The sequence below is a fragment of the Bartonella rattimassiliensis 15908 genome, from assembly GCF_000278215.1.
Taxonomy (GTDB): domain Bacteria; phylum Pseudomonadota; class Alphaproteobacteria; order Rhizobiales; family Rhizobiaceae; genus Bartonella; species Bartonella rattimassiliensis.
The window spans coordinates 347,707-367,103 of record NZ_JH725065.1 but is presented as its reverse complement, the minus strand read 5'-3'; the positions used below and the strand labels follow the sequence as shown (position 1 = coordinate 367,103).

At 33.1% G+C, this 19,397-nt stretch carries 11 protein-coding genes and 4 pseudogenes; 7 read left to right on the top strand and 8 right to left on the bottom strand.

The features are described from left to right. Positions 1 to 254 precede the first annotated feature (254 nt). Positions 255 to 3,170, top strand: coding sequence for an excinuclease ABC subunit UvrA (gene uvrA, locus MCY_RS04430; RefSeq protein ID WP_007347175.1), 2,916 nt, complete (start codon positions 255 to 257; stop codon positions 3,168 to 3,170). A gap of 695 nt (positions 3,171 to 3,865) precedes the next feature. Here uvrA and MCY_RS04425 read toward each other — a convergent pair. The 3 genes and pseudogenes from MCY_RS04425 to MCY_RS04410 form a co-directional block, all read right to left on the bottom strand. After that, entirely contained in the window at positions 3,866 to 4,093 is a 228-nt protein-coding gene (locus MCY_RS04425; RefSeq protein ID WP_007347174.1) for a hypothetical protein, read from the bottom strand. Between the two features lie 116 nt (positions 4,094 to 4,209). After that, entirely contained in the window at positions 4,210 to 4,437 is a 228-nt protein-coding gene (locus MCY_RS04415; RefSeq protein ID WP_007346891.1) for a hypothetical protein, read from the bottom strand. Next, positions 4,434 to 4,673: pseudogene (locus tag MCY_RS04410) on the bottom strand (lysozyme); the annotation flags it as partial. The gene MCY_RS04415 and the pseudogene MCY_RS04410, both read right to left, overlap by 4 nt. Positions 4,674 to 4,699: 26 nt before the next feature. Here MCY_RS04410 and MCY_RS10230 point away from each other — a divergent pair. The 3 genes and pseudogenes from MCY_RS10230 (at position 4,700) to MCY_RS09980 (ending at position 5,750) form a co-directional block, all read left to right on the top strand. Further along, a pseudogene (locus MCY_RS10230) lies at positions 4,700 to 4,972 on the top strand (addiction module antidote protein). Between the two features lie 372 nt (positions 4,973 to 5,344). Continuing rightward, entirely contained in the window at positions 5,345 to 5,524 is a 180-nt protein-coding gene (locus MCY_RS09985) for a type II toxin-antitoxin system HicB family antitoxin (RefSeq protein WP_007347171.1), read from the top strand. Further along, a complete protein-coding gene (locus MCY_RS09980) occupies positions 5,505 to 5,750 on the top strand; it encodes a hypothetical protein (protein ID WP_007347170.1) in 246 nt (81 codons plus the stop codon). Before MCY_RS09985 ends, MCY_RS09980 begins: the two co-directional genes overlap by 20 nt. 151 nt (positions 5,751 to 5,901) lie before the next feature. On the opposite strand, the pseudogene MCY_RS10315 reads toward MCY_RS09980, so the two are convergent. Then, positions 5,902 to 6,560, bottom strand: a pseudogene (locus tag MCY_RS10315) (phage antirepressor KilAC domain-containing protein). A 648-nt stretch (positions 6,561 to 7,208) separates the two neighbouring features. Here MCY_RS10315 and MCY_RS04390 point away from each other — a divergent pair. The 3 genes from MCY_RS04390 to MCY_RS04380 all read left to right on the top strand — a co-directional run bounded on the left by MCY_RS04390 (position 7,209) and on the right by MCY_RS04380 (position 9,718). After that, on the top strand, positions 7,209 to 7,547 hold the full coding sequence (locus MCY_RS04390; RefSeq protein ID WP_007347168.1) for a P-II family nitrogen regulator: 339 nt from the start codon (positions 7,209 to 7,211) through the stop codon (positions 7,545 to 7,547). Positions 7,548 to 7,607: 60 nt separating this feature from the next. Next, on the top strand, positions 7,608 to 9,017 hold the full coding sequence (gene glnA, locus MCY_RS04385; protein WP_007347167.1) for a type I glutamate--ammonia ligase: 1,410 nt from the start codon (positions 7,608 to 7,610) through the stop codon (positions 9,015 to 9,017). A 155-nt stretch (positions 9,018 to 9,172) separates the two neighbouring features. Further along, on the top strand, positions 9,173 to 9,718 hold the full coding sequence (locus MCY_RS04380) for a hypothetical protein (protein ID WP_007347166.1): 546 nt from the start codon (positions 9,173 to 9,175) through the stop codon (positions 9,716 to 9,718). A gap of 28 nt (positions 9,719 to 9,746) precedes the next feature. Here the strand turns inward: MCY_RS04380 and MCY_RS04375 are convergent, their stop codons facing one another. The 4 genes and pseudogenes from MCY_RS04375 to MCY_RS04360 all read right to left on the bottom strand — a co-directional run. Next, positions 9,747 to 10,529 carry an ATP12 family chaperone protein gene (locus tag MCY_RS04375; RefSeq protein ID WP_007347165.1) on the bottom strand — a complete coding sequence of 261 codons (783 nt, stop codon included), beginning with the start codon at positions 10,527 to 10,529 and terminating at the stop codon, positions 9,747 to 9,749. Between the two features lie 799 nt (positions 10,530 to 11,328). Next, positions 11,329 to 14,085: an autotransporter outer membrane beta-barrel domain-containing protein gene (locus MCY_RS04370; RefSeq protein WP_007347164.1), complete on the bottom strand. Its 2,757-nt coding sequence runs from the start codon at positions 14,083 to 14,085 to the stop codon at positions 11,329 to 11,331. A 1,563-nt stretch (positions 14,086 to 15,648) separates the two neighbouring features. After that, on the bottom strand, positions 15,649 to 16,014 hold the full coding sequence (locus tag MCY_RS04365) for a hypothetical protein (protein WP_425303916.1): 366 nt from the start codon (positions 16,012 to 16,014) through the stop codon (positions 15,649 to 15,651). A gap of 2,197 nt (positions 16,015 to 18,211) precedes the next feature. Beyond that, a pseudogene (locus MCY_RS04360) lies at positions 18,212 to 19,095 on the bottom strand (FAD-dependent oxidoreductase); the annotation flags it as partial. Positions 19,096 to 19,397 lie beyond the last annotated feature (302 nt).

Genomic DNA, 19,397 nt, shown 5'->3' with positions numbered 1-19,397 from the left:
GTCTACAATTGACCTTCAATATGGATATTGCTATCCTTTTCCAATATCGTATCAACGTAATTATAACAAAAGATGATGAAAACGCATAGTTTATTCCACTTCCAGAGAATAAAAAGCTGCTCATTTGTATTTTTCTTTTCATAAAATTTATACCTTCTTTCTGCGTTAAAGTAGTTAAACACATTGTAATTTAAAAAAAACAGTTTTATTCCATTTTAGATGCTCAGTTTTTGTCACACATACCAAGGATAAATATGACTCCACAAAAATATATCTCCATTCGCGGTGCACGTGAGCATAACCTTAAAAATATTGATCTCGATCTACCTCGTGATAAACTCATCGTTATAACAGGACTTTCAGGATCAGGTAAATCATCCTTAGCTTTTGATACAATCTACTCTGAAGGACAACGCCGCTATGTTGAAAGCCTTTCGGCTTATGCACGCCAATTTTTGGAAGTCATGCAAAAACCTGATGTCGACCGCATAGACGGTCTTTCCCCAGCCATTTCCATTGAACAAAAAACGACCAGTCGCAATCCCCGTTCAACAGTAGGCACTATTACTGAAATCCACGATTACATGCGTCTCCTCTTTGCCCGTATTGGTATTCCTCATTCTCCTGCAACAGGACTCCCTATTGAAAGCCAAACAGTAAGCCAAATGGTGGATAAAATTATGTCCTTACCAGAAAGAACGCGAATTTTTATTATGGCCCCCTTAGTGCGAGGACGAAAGGGAGAATATAAAAAAGAGCTAACAGAACTTTTAAAAAGAGGATTTCAACGTGCTAAAGTTGATGGCAAGTTTTATGAAATCCCTGATATTCCACCTCTTGATAAAAAATATAAACATGACATCGATGTCGTGGTAGATCGTATTATTGTACAAAAGGATATCACCTCTCGCTTAGCTGATAGTATAGAAACCTGTTTACAGCTTGCAAATGGACTTGCCATTGCTGAAATGGCAGACCAACCGTTGGCACACAAAGAAACGACAAAAGAATCTGCTTATAAGTCAAAAAATGACACACACAAACGGCTTCTTTTTTCAGAAAAATTTTCCTGCCCTGTATCAGGTTTCTCTATCCCTGAAATTGAACCACGCCTTTTTTCGTTCAATAATCCTTTTGGAGCTTGTCCTCTTTGCGATGGACTGGGCATCAAAAAGGCAATTGACCCACTAAAAATTGTGCCCAATAAAAATCTTACCTTAAAAGACGGAGCTATTGCACCTTGGGCTAAATCAGATTCACTTTATTATAGCCAAACTTTAGAAGCATTAGGTAAAGCTTACAGTTTTAAACTCACAGATCAGTGGTGTGAACTCTCCGATGAAGCACAACAAGCTATTCTTTACGGTACAAAAGGAAATGAAATCTCTTTCATCTACAAAAATAATTCTAATTTTCATAAAATGACTCAATCTTTTGAAGGAATCATCCCTAATATGGTGAGGCGCTGGAAAGGAACCGATTCTGCTTGGTCCCGTGAAGAAATTGAGCGTTATATGTCTTCTTCTCCTTGCCCCGCTTGTCATGGCTATCGTTTAAAACCAGAGGCACTTGCTGTAAAAATTCATGGGATGCATATTGGACAAATATCAGAGCTTTCTATTCTAAAAGCAGATGATTGGTTTGCCAATATTCATCAATATCTCACGGAGAAACAACGTAATATAGCGGTACGTATTTTAAAAGAAATTCGCGAACGCTTAGCTTTTTTAAATCATGTAGGATTGGAATATCTCACCTTATCTCGAAATTCAGGGACCCTTTCAGGGGGAGAAAGTCAACGCATTCGATTAGCCTCCCAGATTGGTTCTGGTCTTACAGGCGTCCTTTATATTTTAGACGAACCATCCATTGGTTTACATCAACGCGATAATGAACGTCTTTTGGAAATGCTGCGCCATTTGCGCGATCTTGGCAATACAGTCATTGTTGTTGAACATGATGAAGACGCTATTCTCGCAGCAAACCATGTTGTTGATATGGGCCCTGCTGCAGGTGTTCATGGTGGTAGAATCATAGCGCAAGGGACACCGCAAGAAATTATAGAGAATCCAGCCTCTCTCACAGGCCAATATCTTTCAGGAAAAATGGCTGTTAAAATACCGACTGAGCGACGCAAAATATCAAAATCGAAAACCCTTAAAGTCATCGGCGCCAAAGGCAATAACCTCAAAAATATCAATGTTGACATCCCTCTTGAAACCTTCACATGCATAACCGGTGTTTCTGGAGGAGGAAAATCAACATTTCTTATTGAAACGCTTTTCAAAGCAGCATCACATCATATCATGGGCAGTCATCATAGCCCTGCCAGCTATGATAAAATTGAAGGACTAGAATTTCTTGATAAAGTCATTGATATCAACCAGTCCCCCATTGGACGCACCCCACGCTCTAATCCCGCAACCTATACAGGCGCTTTTACACCGATTCGTGAGTGGTTTGCCGAACTTCCAGAATCAAAAGCCCGTGGTTATAAAGCAGGGCGTTTTTCATTTAATGTAAAAGGAGGACGCTGCGAAGCCTGTCAAGGTGATGGAGTCATCAAAATTGAAATGCACTTTTTACCGGATGTCTATGTTACTTGTGATGTCTGTAAAGGAAAACGCTATAATCGAGAAACGCTAGAAATAAAATTCAAAGGGCAATCTATCGCCGATGTTTTGGATATGACAATTGAAAAGGCAGAGCAATTTTTTAAAGCTGTTCCGGCTATTCATAATAAAATGGAAACTCTCATTAAAGTAGGATTGGGTTACATAAAAGTAGGACAGCAAGCAACCACACTTTCTGGTGGAGAAGCACAACGTGTAAAACTTGCAAAAGAACTTTCACGTAAAACAACGGGACGGACGCTCTATATTTTGGATGAACCTACAACAGGTTTACATTTTCACGATATTTCCAAGCTTCTTGAAGTACTGCATGAATTGGTCAAACAAGGCAACACGGTCATTGTCATTGAACATAATCTTGATGTTATAAAGACAGCCGACTGGATTATTGATTTAGGACCAGAAGGTGGCGATCGTGGTGGTAAAATTGTTGCAACTGGACGCCCTGAAGACATTATTAAGATTCCCACTTCCTATACAGGAAAATTTCTAAAAGGTGTTTTACAGCGCCAACCTCTTTACAATTCCAACTCTTAAAAAGACTTACCCTTGAAAACACAATATACGAACAAAATCTACACTTTTATTATTGCCTGTAAAGTGACCTTTCGTTCCAGTGCAGCAGCATATTTGAAACAAGACTGAAACAATTTAGCGCTTTATAAACTGTTTCAGTTTTTGTATTACCCAATAGAAATGCGCGCATAATTGCACCTCTTTTCGCTGTTTGTTTATATCTAAAACGGCCGACAGCCTAATTCAGGGAAATACGAATTTCTAAAGGTATAAAAAAGCTTTCATCTTTTCCATCCCCTTTTAATTCATTTTAACAAATTTCAAAAGCATCCACAGCAAAATCTTACGATGAGGATTGCACATTGTTCACGCTTTCATTTTTCACATTCTTTGAATAAGATCACATTCCTCACGAAGAAACAGAATGCCCCAAACGGAATATATTTGCGTTGCCAATTCCAGACGCTTGTTTTTTAAGAAACATTTCTCAATGCTCCCAAGCTCATTTTACGACATCATCTATGGATTGTAATACCCATTTTTCTCATATAACTTATTGTATTTATACATCTTTTTTACTATGGGGGAGATATAAATGAAAGCAGGAGAATAGGATTTTACAATCTGCCTCTTAATTATTTCGAATCAGAAGCTCTTTTCGTGGAGTTTTTTTTCATACCTGCTGTCTAAAAGATCTCAACTTCCAACAAGATGTTCTAACTCTTGGTTAGCCACTTTTTGAGATGTGAGAAAATATTATCTAGCGTGTCCATAAGGCGAGCAAAATCCATCACTAACATAAAAACAATGAAAGCTATCCACTTCATAATACGCGACATCATCTTCAAACCTTGATAAGTTTCTATCATCTCATGAAGTAACTGTCGTTCGGTTTCCGATAGATCTTCCTCCTCCTTACTTCTTCTACTCATTTTGCCAACCACATAAGCGTGCTCCCTGTTGGTTATGTTTTAAAATATCTCTTGCTAAATGTGAGCTGATGACATCAACATCTTGAGTATCCAAGTAAATCGGCAACCAACCTTCACAAGTAACACTCCTACTTGCCCCGCAGCCAACGAGTAAGGGAAGAACGAACACCACTATCACTTTTTTGATTAACTTCATTTTCAACCTCAAAACGCGTCGTTGCTATCTTTAAAGAAGTCTCTATTTGCTTTTGACGTTCTGATCTCTGACCAAGATGAAAGGCTTTAGCTAAAGCCATTAAAAAAACGGCTAAAGCCGTGAACATCAGAGTTAAATTTCTTTTGAACCAAAAAATCACAACCGCTGCTCCCGAAACCGTTTTGCTACAAAGAAAAGGCCAACACAGGCAGCTAAAACCATAAGGGTTGCTAAAGCCCATTGGATCGGGCCATTGCCCACCAAAAAACCTCCAAACCCTGAACAAGATCCTATAATCGGCGCTAAAGCTTCTACCTTAAAAACACCTCTTGCCTCCTTCGTTTCCACTCTTTGATAGTTGGAAGAAACATAAGATTCCTTAACCCACAAAAAAGCCCTTCAATTAGTAAAAGAGATTAACAATGAAAATAACGCCATTTGATGCTAGTGAATTTTTTAAAACCACTAAATATTTTAAAGAATTATTACAGGATGCTTTAGAAACTAAAAATAGTGGCTATATTTATATGTATTAGGAATTATTGCACGTAAACGGAGAATGACTGCAATTTCTCATGAGACAGGGTTAAATCGTGAGTCTCTTTATCGTTCTTTAAGTAAAAACGGTGTCTCACGGCTTTCTACTTTCTTTAGTGTTTTTGAAGGCTTTAAATTTACAAATCAGTTTAAAATAACCAACTGAATCTAAAGAATGAATCCTATTTTATTTTACTGAACAACTTGCATATTTGCACGTATTGTGTAATAAAGAGATATTCATAATACTTTCGAATAACAACTAATCTGAGCATTGTAAAATAGAAGCCGTATCAAGAAATTGGCACGGTTTTAATGCATTTAAATGGATAGAGAAAAGCCCCCTCATCATAGAAGAAAGCCCTGTTACGTAGACGCATAACAAGGCTTTCAACTTTATTAATTTCTCAAGTATTTGAATGCTAATATACTATGTATAAAATTACAAGCGTTAATATACAAAAAAACCGCGTCATATAAAAATAACTTTGAAGTAATCTCTAATTGTAATAAATAAAATGGAGATACAAATGAACTACGCACTCAAATTTATTAAAAATGACAATGACACTCTTTTTGTTACTGCTAAAGACTTTCAAGGATTTATAACCTATGGTAAAAATGAAAAAGAAGCGTTAGAAAATGCTAAAGATGCACTTTTAACAGTCATTATAAGGTGCTTCCAAGAACGTGAAATCTATCCCTTGTAGAGCTTATGATGTTGCCTATCCTTTTGTCGAAGTATCTTTATTGATAACTTTAAAAATCGCAATACACAATGCCGTGGTTGAAAAAAACTTACGCAAAGCAGATCTTACACGCCTTTTAAAATTACATCCAATACAAATTGATCGGTTATTAGACTTAAATCATGAAACAAAGTTAGAGACTTTAGAATCCACTCTCCATATCCTTGGAAAAAGTAGTTACAGTTAACATTCAAAGTGCTGCTTAAAATTTCATGCGGTTTTTATGTATTAATATGTGCTATTTTATACATTTTGTGTGATATATATTCTGCATTTGGAAATTGCATAATTAATTCTATAAAATGAAAGCCGCGTTTATTAAGACACGGTTTTTTTGGTTATTGCATATTTTCATAGATTTGCTCTCTTAAATGTACTAGTCTTTTAGACGTTATCTTTGTTGATGGTGCGGTTTTTTCTGTACCATCATTTTTTGAATAGTGATAACAGGACAATCCATAAGACCTTTTTGGATTTTATCTTGATAGGGTAACAGAAGGACGTCAGGTGCTCTTCTGTATGCCTAACCGTATTCTTCTCAAATAATCTGTCAAATCTTTAGGTCTTACTTCCAATATTTTTGCTGCCTCTATAATACCAAATAAGCCATCCGAACGTTTTAAATCATCAAGACCTATTGCTTTTGGTTTGAATGTATTAACCTCATTTTTTAAGTTTTCTAATTGTGTAACGCTTTCTAAAAGCAGATTCTTAACAAAGAGAGGATTTGCTAAAGCACTTGTTAAATCTGTTTTCTTTTCTAATTCCTATCACCGATCAATTATTTTTGCATATAAAGCAGTACTATAACCAGAAACGAGGATTAAGCATTCACGCTTTGAAAGATTGTAACAAGGGGGGGGCTACCTGTTGAATCTTTATAAACCCTTGCAAAATCACTGGGCTCAAATTTGAGCTCAGTGAATATTTACTTAATATCACGCATAACATTTTTATGTTTTTTATCACACAATTCTGCAATTTCAACACTAGACATAGTTTGAATGCTATCATCTATGTTAATTTGATTTACATTTGTTAAATTTGTTTGATTTGTGTTAAGTAAATATTGTGACATAATACTGTCACCTGCGAATGGCATATTGATACATCCATCATTGTACACCAGCATCTGTATACTTATGATGGAGAGCAAACTGCCGCTATCATGATATTAGCAAATATTTGCCAGTCCCTATTGCTAATCCAAAACCACTGCATTTGAAATGCCATCCTTTATAGACATTTTATTTCTTTCTTAAACGTTTTTATCCACACACCCGTACGATTTATGATATGCAAAGGTATCATTTTAATTGATTAGCGAAAAAAAATCTAAAATGAAAAAACCTCACGCTATTAGAATTTCTCATTCAATATTAGAAACGTTTAGTTATCCTTATAAGTCAATGTATTACTCAACAGAAAAGAAACAAAACTCTCTTAATTATATACTTTAATTCTACAAAGAATTATGAGATTTTTTCCAAAACAACAGTAGTACACTTTAAAACTCTCCTCCAAAAACCTAGAATATCATTATTTTCGACTTTTTGTGCACAAAGTATCTGTTGGACATCTTATAGTTGTCAATATAATGTTACGCAGTCTAAAAAGACAAAATAACGTTGGAGATAATTTCAGCATGAAAAAAATTGAAGCCATTATAAAACCTTTCAAACTTGATGAAGTAAAAGAAGCACTTCAAAAAATTGGATTACATAGTATTACAGTAACAGAAGCGAAAGGTTTTGGTCGTCAAAAGGAACATACAGAACTTTATCGTGGTACGAAATATGTTGTTGACTTTCTACCTAAAGTAAAGATTGAAATTGTTGTATCCGATGAAAAACTGGAACAAACTGTTGGTGCAATACGTAAAGCAGCGCAAACAAAACATCTAGGAGATGGAAAGATATTTATCTTTTCCATTGATGATGCCATTCATATAGGCACCGATGAAACCGGGATCGATGCTCTTTAATAGACAACGAAAAATTCACCTTTTTTATCACCCCTCAACACCATATTAAGGAAATTGAATATGACAACTGCCTCAGATATTATCAAACAGATTGCAGACAACAAAATCCGTTTTATTGATTTACGTTTTACTGATCCACGAGGGAAATTGCATCACATTACAATGGATATCACAGAGATCAGTGAAGATACCTTTAGTGATGGTGTTATGTTTGATGGTTCTTCGATAGCTGGTTGGAAAACAATTAATGAATCTGACATGGTTTTAATGCCTGATCCCAAAACAGCGCATATTGATCCTTTTTTTGCTCAGTCTACTTTGGTTATATTTTGTGACATCCTTGATCCTGTCTCTGGTGAGTTTTATCGTAGAGATCCTCGCTCTATCGCCAAAAGGGCTGAGGTTTATATGAAATCTTTAGGTATTGGAGATACAATCAACATAGGTCCAGAAGCAGAGTTTTTTATTTTTGATGATGTGCGCTATAAAACAGATCCTTACAACACAGGGTTTAAACTTGATTCAAGTGAACTTCCTTCCAATAATGATGCAGAATATGAAACAGGCAATCTAGGACATCGTCCACGAATGAAGGGAGGCTACTTTCCTGTCCCCCCGATTGATTCTTGCCAAGATATGCGCTCTGAAATGCTCACTGCACTCAAAGATATGGGCGTACAGGTGGAAAAACACCATCACGAAGTAGCAGCGGGTCAACATGAATTGGGTATTCGTTTCGATACGCTCGTTCGCGAAGCTGACAAGATGCAAATTTTTAAATATGTCGTTCATCAAATAGCAAATAGTTACGGAAAAACAGCAACCTTTATGCCTAAACCAGTTTTTGGTGATAACGGGTCAGGAATGCATGTCCATATCTCCATTTGGAAAGATGGAAAACCGATTTTTACAGGAAATGAATACGCTGGACTCTCAGAAACGTGTTTATTTTTTATCGGTGGTGTCATCAAGCACGCAAAAGCAATCAACGCCTTTACCAATCCATCCACAAACTCCTATAAACGTTTGGTTCCAGGTTATGAAGCTCCTGTCCTTCTTGCCTATTCGGCACGTAATCGTTCTGCATCTTGCCGTATTCCAATGAGTTCTTCGCCAAATTCAAAACGCATAGAAGTTCGTTTTCCAGACCCAACAGCAAATCCCTATTTAGCATTTTCAGCCCTCTTAATGGCTGGTCTTGATGGAATCAAAAACAAAATTCATCCTGGACATGCTATGGATAAAGATCTTTATGACCTTCCCTTAAAAGAACTAAAAGAAATCCCCACCGTTGCAGGAAGTCTACGTGAAGCACTTGAAGCGCTCGATAAAGATCGCGGCTTTCTTAAAGCTGGCGATGTTTTTGATGATGACCAGATTAATTCCTTCATTCAAGTAAAGATGCAAGAAGTCTTGCGTTACGAAACAACACCCCATCCTGTTGAATTCGATATGTACTATTCTGTTTAAATAATCATACGCATTCTTTTGATTTTTAAAATGGAGGTAAAAGCCTCCATTTTTGTGGATATTCTTCTTGTGCAAGAGTACAAGAGGCTTTTTGCTTATCTACTTTTCCTTTATAATTACTTTGAATCTTTTAAATTAATTAACAAGGTTTTCTAATGCAGCGAAGTCGTTTTCTCATTTCCATTTTTTTATGCATTGCCCTTATCACATCAATAACTCAAGCTCATACAATTACAAACCAAAAACTCATCGCCCTTGAAAAAGCGACAGCTGCTTATAGCAAAGCACTTAAAAATGCCGATGCAAATGCCATCTTAAATGCTATTCCTCCCGAAATCATCAACAACTTAACCACCCAAAAAAATCTTAGTAAATCACAGTTCCGACAAATTATGACAAGCCAAATAGAACGGTTGGCAGAAGATTATAAGATTGAAAGTATCCACATTGACCAGAAACAAAAACGTGAAGGTACACTTGATAATGGTATCCCTTATTTTGTTATACCCGTTGAGCTTATAACCAAAACGAGTGCTGGGAAAAAGTGCTCTATTCAAACTGAAATTATTGCCCTATTTGACAACAATCAATGGTATTTTATCCGTAGTAATGATGAATCAATCTTAAATATAACCAATAAAATATTTCCTGGACTTGAAAAAGTAAAAATTAATCCTCAAAAAATCACAAAAGTACTATAATGGAAAAGAACACACGGAAACGAAAAACTTATAAACATACCGTGGCGATTGTAACAGCAGCATTAAATTCAGTTTTTTTATGGGAACGGCGTACTATTATTTCTTTATCTATCCCCCATTGTTCCATCATCCAATCTTCATCTAAATGGGCAATAGACCAAGCGTGATCAACATCAATGTTTCCTGCTGCAACCGCAAGAGCAATAAGAGCAGATCCCGTTAAGGTTGTCATCATATGAAGTGCCGCAAGCATATAAGGAGATTTAACTTTACGTAAATAATTGCTCACTGCATGAATAGCTTCTGGTGATTGTTCTATATGCATCAGCCCTTCCGTCACATAAAACCGCGCTCCCAGTTTTTCCTCTGCCCAATCTAATAAAGGGTCCCACTGTTTAGATTGTTTTTGCACCAGCTCTTTAGGTGTTTGTGCGCGATAAAAGACCATATCGCATGCGACGAAACGCAATAAATCTTCAAAAATAACCTGCATATCATCAGCAATACCGTCAATAACAGTATTAACCAAACGTGTCATCGGCATTTTTGCTGGATCAACAACTTGCTTTTGGCTTTCAAATTCCTTAACAACCAATTCAGCAAACGCTTCTGTTGGCACATGAAAATGACGCCTCGCAGGCGTTTTAACGGGACGCTCATCTAATAAAATAGTAAAGCCCCCTTCTTCACAAGCAATCTTTACTTGTCCATAAAATCGTTTTGGTAGCGGCTGAGATAAAAAATTTTGAGTTTTTTTTAAAGAAGTCTTTTTATTCAATGGTATATCAAAGTGATTCAAAATCTCACGCATATTGTTTACCTCTGATCTTTTCAAGAATAGTGACCATTTTTTCTAAGTTTTATACACTTTAATGATATTTAATCAGCCCTTCCTACTACACTTCACAATAGGAAAAAAATCTCGCCACCCCAATTTGTTTTAGGAATTATATGTCATATTTCTTTTACAAACAAAACAATGATGACACCTTTTCATATATTCAACATAATCACAACTGTAGAATAATTTTTTAAGGTATTATTTTAATTAAAAAATTAAATATATGACATTTTATAGGAAAAAGTGATCATGCTTTACCACTTTGCTCATTATTCACCTATAATAGTGTTATTGATATGAACAGCTTTAAAAACGTTTTTTGCAAAACTTTAAAGCATAAAGTATTCATTACCCACGAAACTATAGAGCTGTGTATTTTAAAAAGGCCCTTTTCCCATGCTTAATACCAAAGCTCCAGTCAACATAGACAATATCCCCCCTACCTCTCATATTTGACATCAGCCCACTTCAAACAACGATACTTTACAGTATAATAGGATAACAATGCTGCTACTTTAATAAGCTAATTACAAATGCATCCTAAATATTTTTAGCCAAAAGATACAAAAAGATTTAGAATCTAACTGACAATTTTTTGAAGCATTTGAGAAATTCTATCAACCAGATAAAAAATAAATCAACGTGATACTTTGATATTTATTAAAACACATAACACCATTATCTAAAAATTCTGTACAAATAATAATTTTAATTCTCGACAATAGAACAAGACTTTGAAAATCACAGCTATTATTTTAAATAAGATTGATTAAAAATGATAGCGCAATCCACCAGAAAAACGAACCCCAGAAAAGCCCGCCTTTGTTAACTTATGTTGATAATTAAGATCACTGTAAAGGATAACCTTAGAAGAAAACTGTGAATTGATACCCAAGCCAACTTCCAAAGAAGAACCAAAATCACCTAACTGGAAAACATCTTTAAAATAAACAAATTGTTTTTCACCAAAATGACTAGCAAGATGAATATTGCCATAAAAGGAAATGGTACGATCCTTTTCAGCTGCTGTAAATATTTTATTTAAATGCCCACCAATACGCACCAACCATTGATCTATTTTTTTCATCTCAACATCAAATCTATCAATATCACGAAACTTATCAAATTGAAGATGTTGATAAATAAGCTGAAGCTGCGGATCAAAAGTAAGGCCTTCATGTCTTGTCATAAACATTTTACCTGCAGAAAATGAAAGGTTCAGAGGATTTGTTTTTAATGTCGCCGTCTTACCCCAAGCATGGGTAAGAATATCCCCTTTAAACAAACCATAAGATAAAAGCCCACCTACATAAAAACCATTATTGTATTCCACACGACTATATGTTGTAAATGACCATTTATTAAATACACTCTTTTGGCTTTGTTTCACGTTATGAGGTCGTAAAGAAAGCTTTCCATAGCTTCCCATAATCCCAAAAGATGTTGTACTATATGCGCTCTCTATTGTTTTAAGCAAAATATCTGTTTCCAGAGCGCTATAATCAACATTACCATCGTACCCATATTCAAGTGTAGAAAGGTCTGAGACATAACGATAACTCCCACCATAACCGTTAACAGATAAAGAAAAATTCCCTTCAACCTTTGATAATTTACGAGGAATAGACTGCATAGCTTGCAACTGCTTTTGTTGATGATTGATATCTAACAGTCCAATATGAAACAGAGCATTTGGTAACAGAAGATAGGTCGGAACTTGTGGAACTACCTCTCTCATTTTTAACTTAGAATGAGAGACCTCATCCTTCCCCGAAGCAGGCTGAATATATTTACTTTCAAGGCGGAAATCCCAAAAATCTCCATCTCCTTCAACCAGTCTTTGAGAGGTTTGTGAATTTCCAAGAGTAGAAGTCGGTCCATAAGCACGAAGATAATATTGGTAAGGCAATCCTTCTAATGCAATATAAGCACGATCTAATTGAAAAGAATCTTCTGCTGCTTTTCCAGAAACCTGAATAAGCGAAATACTCTGAGCATTTTTACCCGTTTCTGTCTGCCCCTGATTTCCTGCAACAAATTGCACATAAACTGCCGTTTTTCCAGAAACATCACCATGTATCAAAAGCCGATCAGTCTGTTTATTATCGAGCAAACCATCACGACTGAGATGTGTATTGAAATAAATACCTGCACTATTTTGCGCGCTATAAACTTCTTTCTCTCCATTCCCAATATAAAGTGTCTGATACTCCTGAAACATTGGAGTCTCAAAAGCAATGAAACTATCAGAAAGTTTTACAAATGAAATAAATGAACTTGTCCGGTTTGCATCTTGCGAATCTATCTCTCTTCTTTTTGTCAAAAACCATTTTGATCTTTCTGTCAAATAAATTTCAGCAACAGAACCATCGGCAACACGCGTTCCTCCCATCAATGAAGAAGAATCAGCCAAAATCGCTACAGTTCCTCCCTTTTCAGCCGTTAATAATAAATCGCCAGAAATTTTTGTGCCTTCTGTTACTGCGATATAACTACGACTGTTATCACTATGAATAGCTGTTCCATCTGACACCTCAAAAACCGTCCTTTTCAAAAAGACAAGTCCCTGTTCGTACGCATCGCTTCCCCCCCCTATTTCAAAATGCATACCATGTTTGTTACCTATTGCCTTAATTGTTGAATCTTCAATATTAACCCGCGAAATCAAAATATTTTCTTCTAAGCTTACACTAGATTGCGCCTTTAAATTTTGTCCAACTGTTAAAACATGAACATCTCTAGCAACAATATTAGTGTTCTTCAAATAAACAGAGGCATGTTGGTTTACATTCAAAACTGTATGCGCAATTTTCTTATTTGTATTTTCTTTATCTTCTATTTTTTGACGTTTTGAAGTAATAGTAACCTTATTTAAAGTTGCATTTCCCCTTGTCCCTGCATAAAGCGCAGCGGCATCCTTCACATCAATAAATCCACCGGTCATCTGAATACCCGCATCAGTATTAACAAAAAGAGCGCTCTCTCGACCGATACCCTGACCTCCCACTTTAATTTTTGTATTTGTTAAGATAACAGATGCTCCTTGCTTCTCTGCATAAGCAGCTATCTGAGAAGCTTCAATTGTTCCATGATTAACTTCAATTATTCCACTATCAGCTTTAAGACCTATTGATACATTTTTAAAATCTGAATCGCTCAAAAAAATTTTTCCCCCTCGCGATACAACGATACCATAAATATCTTCTATACCTGTTGCAGTACCCTCAACCTTTACACGCATTGCCTGAACCACTGTATTGGGCTCCTGCACAATTATAGCAGCAGGTAACATAAGCGTACTACCCTCTCCATTCTTTTCTTTAACAGGTGCTGTAAACTTATATATTTTATCACTAATTATATGCGTAGTACCATCCCGACATCCATAAGGTAATTTGCTTTCATCACATGAAAATGATACAAATAAATGAGAATGTGCCTCAATATTTATGTTTAATAAAAAAGAAAAAATAGCTGCTGTAAAAACACACGAACACAAGCGATTTTTGGATACCTTGCTTATCATTATTTTCAAAACCTTCTTTTTTCAACACAAACAAAAAATGCCAGCAAAAAACAACCCATAAATTAAACACGATAGAAATAAAATAAATAAAGTCATTATATTATATTTATGCAAACAACAGCATTTTAATAATATGTTTTGTATTTTATGTAAAGAAAGAACAAAAAATTAAAAAAAACATTTAAGATTACGATATCTCAATCTCAAAGAGTTAACCACCACAGCTTCTGTAAACTATAACAAAAGCGCTGAGAACTAATTTCAAAAAACTTGAAGAAATGCAAACTTTGAAGAGAATAGCATTAAACTTTTTACTTCCCCCAAGATAAAACACACCATAAAATGGGAACAATTATCAAAATTCTAATAATCAAAATGTTTTAATAAATATACAACAAAGTAATATAAACTACATAAAACTTATAACCGCACCATTTCTTCAATAACAACAAAAATCTAAGGAAATGCTCACTAATTTATAAGAATATATATATCTAATTCTTATATAACAACTGTAAGCTATCTAACCCAAAATAATCTATCATCAATGTTTTGAATTATTAAATGAAATAGCTTCTAAGCTATTATTTCAAAACAAATTATAAAATAAAAAGCTATTTACATCGAAATTAATTGCATAACACTTTAAGAACTCCCTAGAAAAATATAAAATACTATGAAACGCTCACTATTCTAAAATTGAAAACCACCAAAACGATATTTCATCACAATCGGTTTTATGAGAGCAATCTGTTTATTATCGTTCAAGCAGATACTAAAACAAAGCTATTCTTTGTCATTCTGAAATTAAATAAATTTTTCTAAACAATAACTAATCATCCCCAGTATTATTATCATCTGACAATAGCACTCCTACTTAGTCTATCCCTGTAAATATAACGATATTGAGTGTAAAAGAGAGCTGCATTTTTTTCCCTCTCATCCATAAATATTTTCATTCAATTGATAAACACATTTGACTGTTGATGATCGCTTTTTCAAGGTTTTTTTTATTTGCTATCGTTTTTTATTTTTCTTCAAAAAAGTAACATCAAATTTCGTTTTTATTTCGTCGAATTACGTATACCAAAAGTATCATTGTCTATAACTTGCTGATACCCCTAGAGCATTAAATTAAATAAAAATGAATCACTTCGCGGTTCTGGAGAAAAATAGATTCCTTCTGAATCTTGAAGTTTGTACCGATACCTGCTTTAATTATGCACTCATTAAATTGCCGCAAATTTACTTGCACGCGAATTCATGTATTCAAAAGAAAGGTAGATTGGTTTCCAATCACATTTTGACAGTAAGAGTTCTACAATCTCTCGCACAACAAGAGAAAACAGCCGCGCTATGGCATCTCTCTACACGAAGAGCGCAGATCGTAAAAAACTCGCTCTTGAAGCCATAAAAAAGCTTCAAAAAGATGGGGGATAGAGCCAAAAAACGTAATAGAATCAGGACTCATCAATTCCCCCATATTAGACATAACTATTTCATTTTACTTGCTGTTTAAATCCAATAACAGAATAATTTAAAACTCATCAAGTAAAATATCTTTTAATTAAAAGCAGCCCATGCACTATAAGAAATAGCATCGAATACTCTTCCACCTGTCGCTCTTTTAGCACTTGGCGGCTTTCTAGTAAAGAAATATACAAGATATGCGATAAGACCAAAAATCGCTGCCTCAAACCCCATTAAAGCTGCAACCTTTTGGACATTTTTCTCAGCACTTTGTCCTCCAACTTGGCTAATAATCATATTAACAGCTTTAGTAACTCCATTTTCTTGTGTCATCATAGAAACGAAATCATCATTTTGCAGCCTACCATTTAAAGAATCGGCATTGGTTTTCAAAACTTGTGAAAAGAAAATAGCTGTTGCAACAAAACATAATATACAATGCTTAAATATTTTCATCATAACCACCTATTATAATATTTTAAAAATAAATCTCTTTACTGTATTCTCTAACTCAAAACACCACATCATCTATCAATAATGTATATTTCTCTTCTGAAAAGAAGAATATAATACAAAATGTTAATTATTACTTTATATTTGTATTTATATATATCCGTTACATATTTATTTAAATTTGTCAATTATTTGATATGTATTTTACACTGTATAATTGATATGTTAATATGCATTAAAATGTGATTATAATATTGTTTTTATTATAATTTTATCTATAATATTATAAATATGATTGAAGTTATAATATAAAAAAATAATATTATGTTGTTTTTTAGTTACACATAATGTTTTATATTTTGTATAACACAGTAAGATAAATATTTTTTAAGTTTACAAAAAATACAAAAATACTCTAAAAATATTTCATCATCATTATAAATTGTAAATAAATAACAAACTGAATAAAATATAGTCTAAGTAAAACCCTAACTATTTAATTGAAGAAGATAAGAACTAACATTGATGAACATGCTAAATCTAATGCCATACGACCATTCTCCATTTCAAAGATTTTACAGTCATTCGTGTCTACAAGATATTAAGGTTGTCATCTTCCACGATCATGACTTTTCGATATTAATGGTGTTTTCCACGTTTTCAAAATAAAATAGAGAAATAGAAATGAATATATCTAACCAAAATAAAAGGATAAAAAACTGTAAATCACAAAGAAACGAAATAAAATCTAATAAAAGTATTTTATAGCAAATATTTGTTAAGTATTATGTTTTTCAATTTATCAAAATAAACTCCCCAATAATCGTAAAATTATATTATCATATAGTTTTGAATGGATATGCAAAATTCATAGATATCCAATGAACCTCAATAAACCCACAAGTATTTTTATTACAGAAAATGCCATCAAGCATAAAAAATTAACTCAAATACGCATTTTGAAAAAAACTTACATAACTTTTATACGCATAGATTTTTAAATCTATAAGAAATCGGTAGTTTATATGTTCAATCAAAAATTTATTCTTATAATCTTATGTTATCTCAAACACTTTTGTTATACATCAATATGAGCGATGCAATAATAAATCAAAATAGAATTTATCTCTGAATTTCAAACAAAACTTTAGAATGGATCACACCTGCTATTAATGCATTATGCAAAAACAATCACAACACTGAAAAAAACGCATTATAAATGCTAATGAACTTAACAGCATTTATTTTTTCTGCTTTATATAATCTTTCCAAAATTTGGTAAAAAGATATGAGTGATACGCGAAAATCCTCAATGTTTTCACTCTCTATCTCACAAATCACATTATTTTTATCATTGCTAATAAAAAACATATAATCACTATCAATTATTTTACAACATCAAATGAACGCATTATTTTTATTTATTGAAAAAGAATCTGTCTAGATTTATTTTTTTCAGTTTTTAACCAAAATTAAAAATATAATTTTATGAACGATAATAGTTTATTTTTACTGTAACCTTGAGATTCATAAGACAAGATAATTTCATATATGACAGTATCATGATAAGAATTGAATATAATTCTTTTATAAGAAATTTAACAAAATCCATTGACATCAATAATAATTACCATAATAGTTAAAAAATACTAAAACAATATCCATAAATATAACCTAATTATATTTATCTAAATTCACTATAAAAATAAAATATATTTATATATACTATATTATTACTTAATAAAATTCAAAATATATTATAATATAAATAATAATTATAATTAATTATATTTTATATACTAATACAAAAATATAAAAAGTTAATATATATAAATATATAATCAATATTTAAAAGTATTTATTTTAGTTAATGTATTTTTAATAAACATATAACATCATATATAATATTTTTATATTTAAATAATCAATAATAATTAAAGTTTTTTAAATAAAATATATATAATTATAAACAAATATCATTAAAAGACATTCAAATTTATAGAAACGTTTTTTATTAATATAACTACAAAATTATTATTATTTTAGAAATATATTGTAAATATTCTATAAATTATCGTACACAATTATAAAAATGATGTACAACCTCAAAGACCCCTCTCACCAAGACAACACATTGATTTATAATAATTAATTGTTTTGTATGTTAAATTAGAAACCTGAATAACGTAGGATTCTCTCATTCTCCCATTTCTCTTAAAACATAATCGCGCGTAATTTCTTGTGCTTTTGAAGCTCTATTATCATAGAGTGGACGAACTCCAAAGTAAGACCAAACAATAGCTTCAGGTAATACTGGTTTTATGAAATATTCACTGGCTGCTGCGCAAATATAGTTAATTTGTGTATCAGTAATATGAACGTCAACCGGATCTTCCTAATGGTTACAATCCGTTATTCCAAGAAAGGTAAACTCTTCTTGATGCGGCATAGTAAATATAATACACTTATCACCGTTTTGAAAAATATAAGAACGATCATAAGTATAAAGCTTTGGAACCAAAATATAAGAGCCTCTAACAAGCCGTATTGGTGGATATTCTTTACAATTTAATAAGTTTACCAAAACATGATCAATCCAAGGTCCTGTCATATTCGCGACATAGGAAGCTGTGACACTATATTCTTTACCGCTTAACTTGTCCTGAAGAACGATACGCCATTTTTGTTTTCTTTTTTAAAGAGAGAATTTTTGTTTGTACTTTTATATCAGCTCCCCACTTTTCTGCATCACGAGCATTGGCAATAACTAAACGCATATCATCTACTCTTGCATCAAAATATTCAAAACCTTTCTGATATTCTCTCTTCAGTGTAGAGCAAAATCTTTGTGAAAAATTAATCGTTTTACTGCGCCATAATTTCTAATTCCAGTTCTCTAAATAATCATAAATAAAAAGTCCAAAAATGAAACATCCAAGCAGGACGTAATTTTTTATGATAAGAAAAGAAAAAAATGCAAAGGACATACAAATGTAGAGCTGCACGTAAAATGATCTCACGTTCTTTTAGAACTTGATGAACAAGTTTAAACTCATAATGTTCATGATAACGAAGAGATGATAGTATACCTAAAAACACAATAAAGTCAATAGTTTGTTTGTAATTATTTTATATGAGTCCATTTAAGAATCCATATTTTTATGCATGTTTCATTTGACCATTTTTTATAGAAGATTGCCATCTATGAATAGACCATAAAGAGCAAATTATGATGTAAATATTATAACGCATGTAAACGTTCAAATGAAATGAAAAGCAGTTATCATTCATAATAGTTTATAAATTTTATGATACGTTTTTATCATAGTACAAATCACATTGTTAAAAATTTAGTCGTTTGGAATTATCGATAACATAAATCGCATACG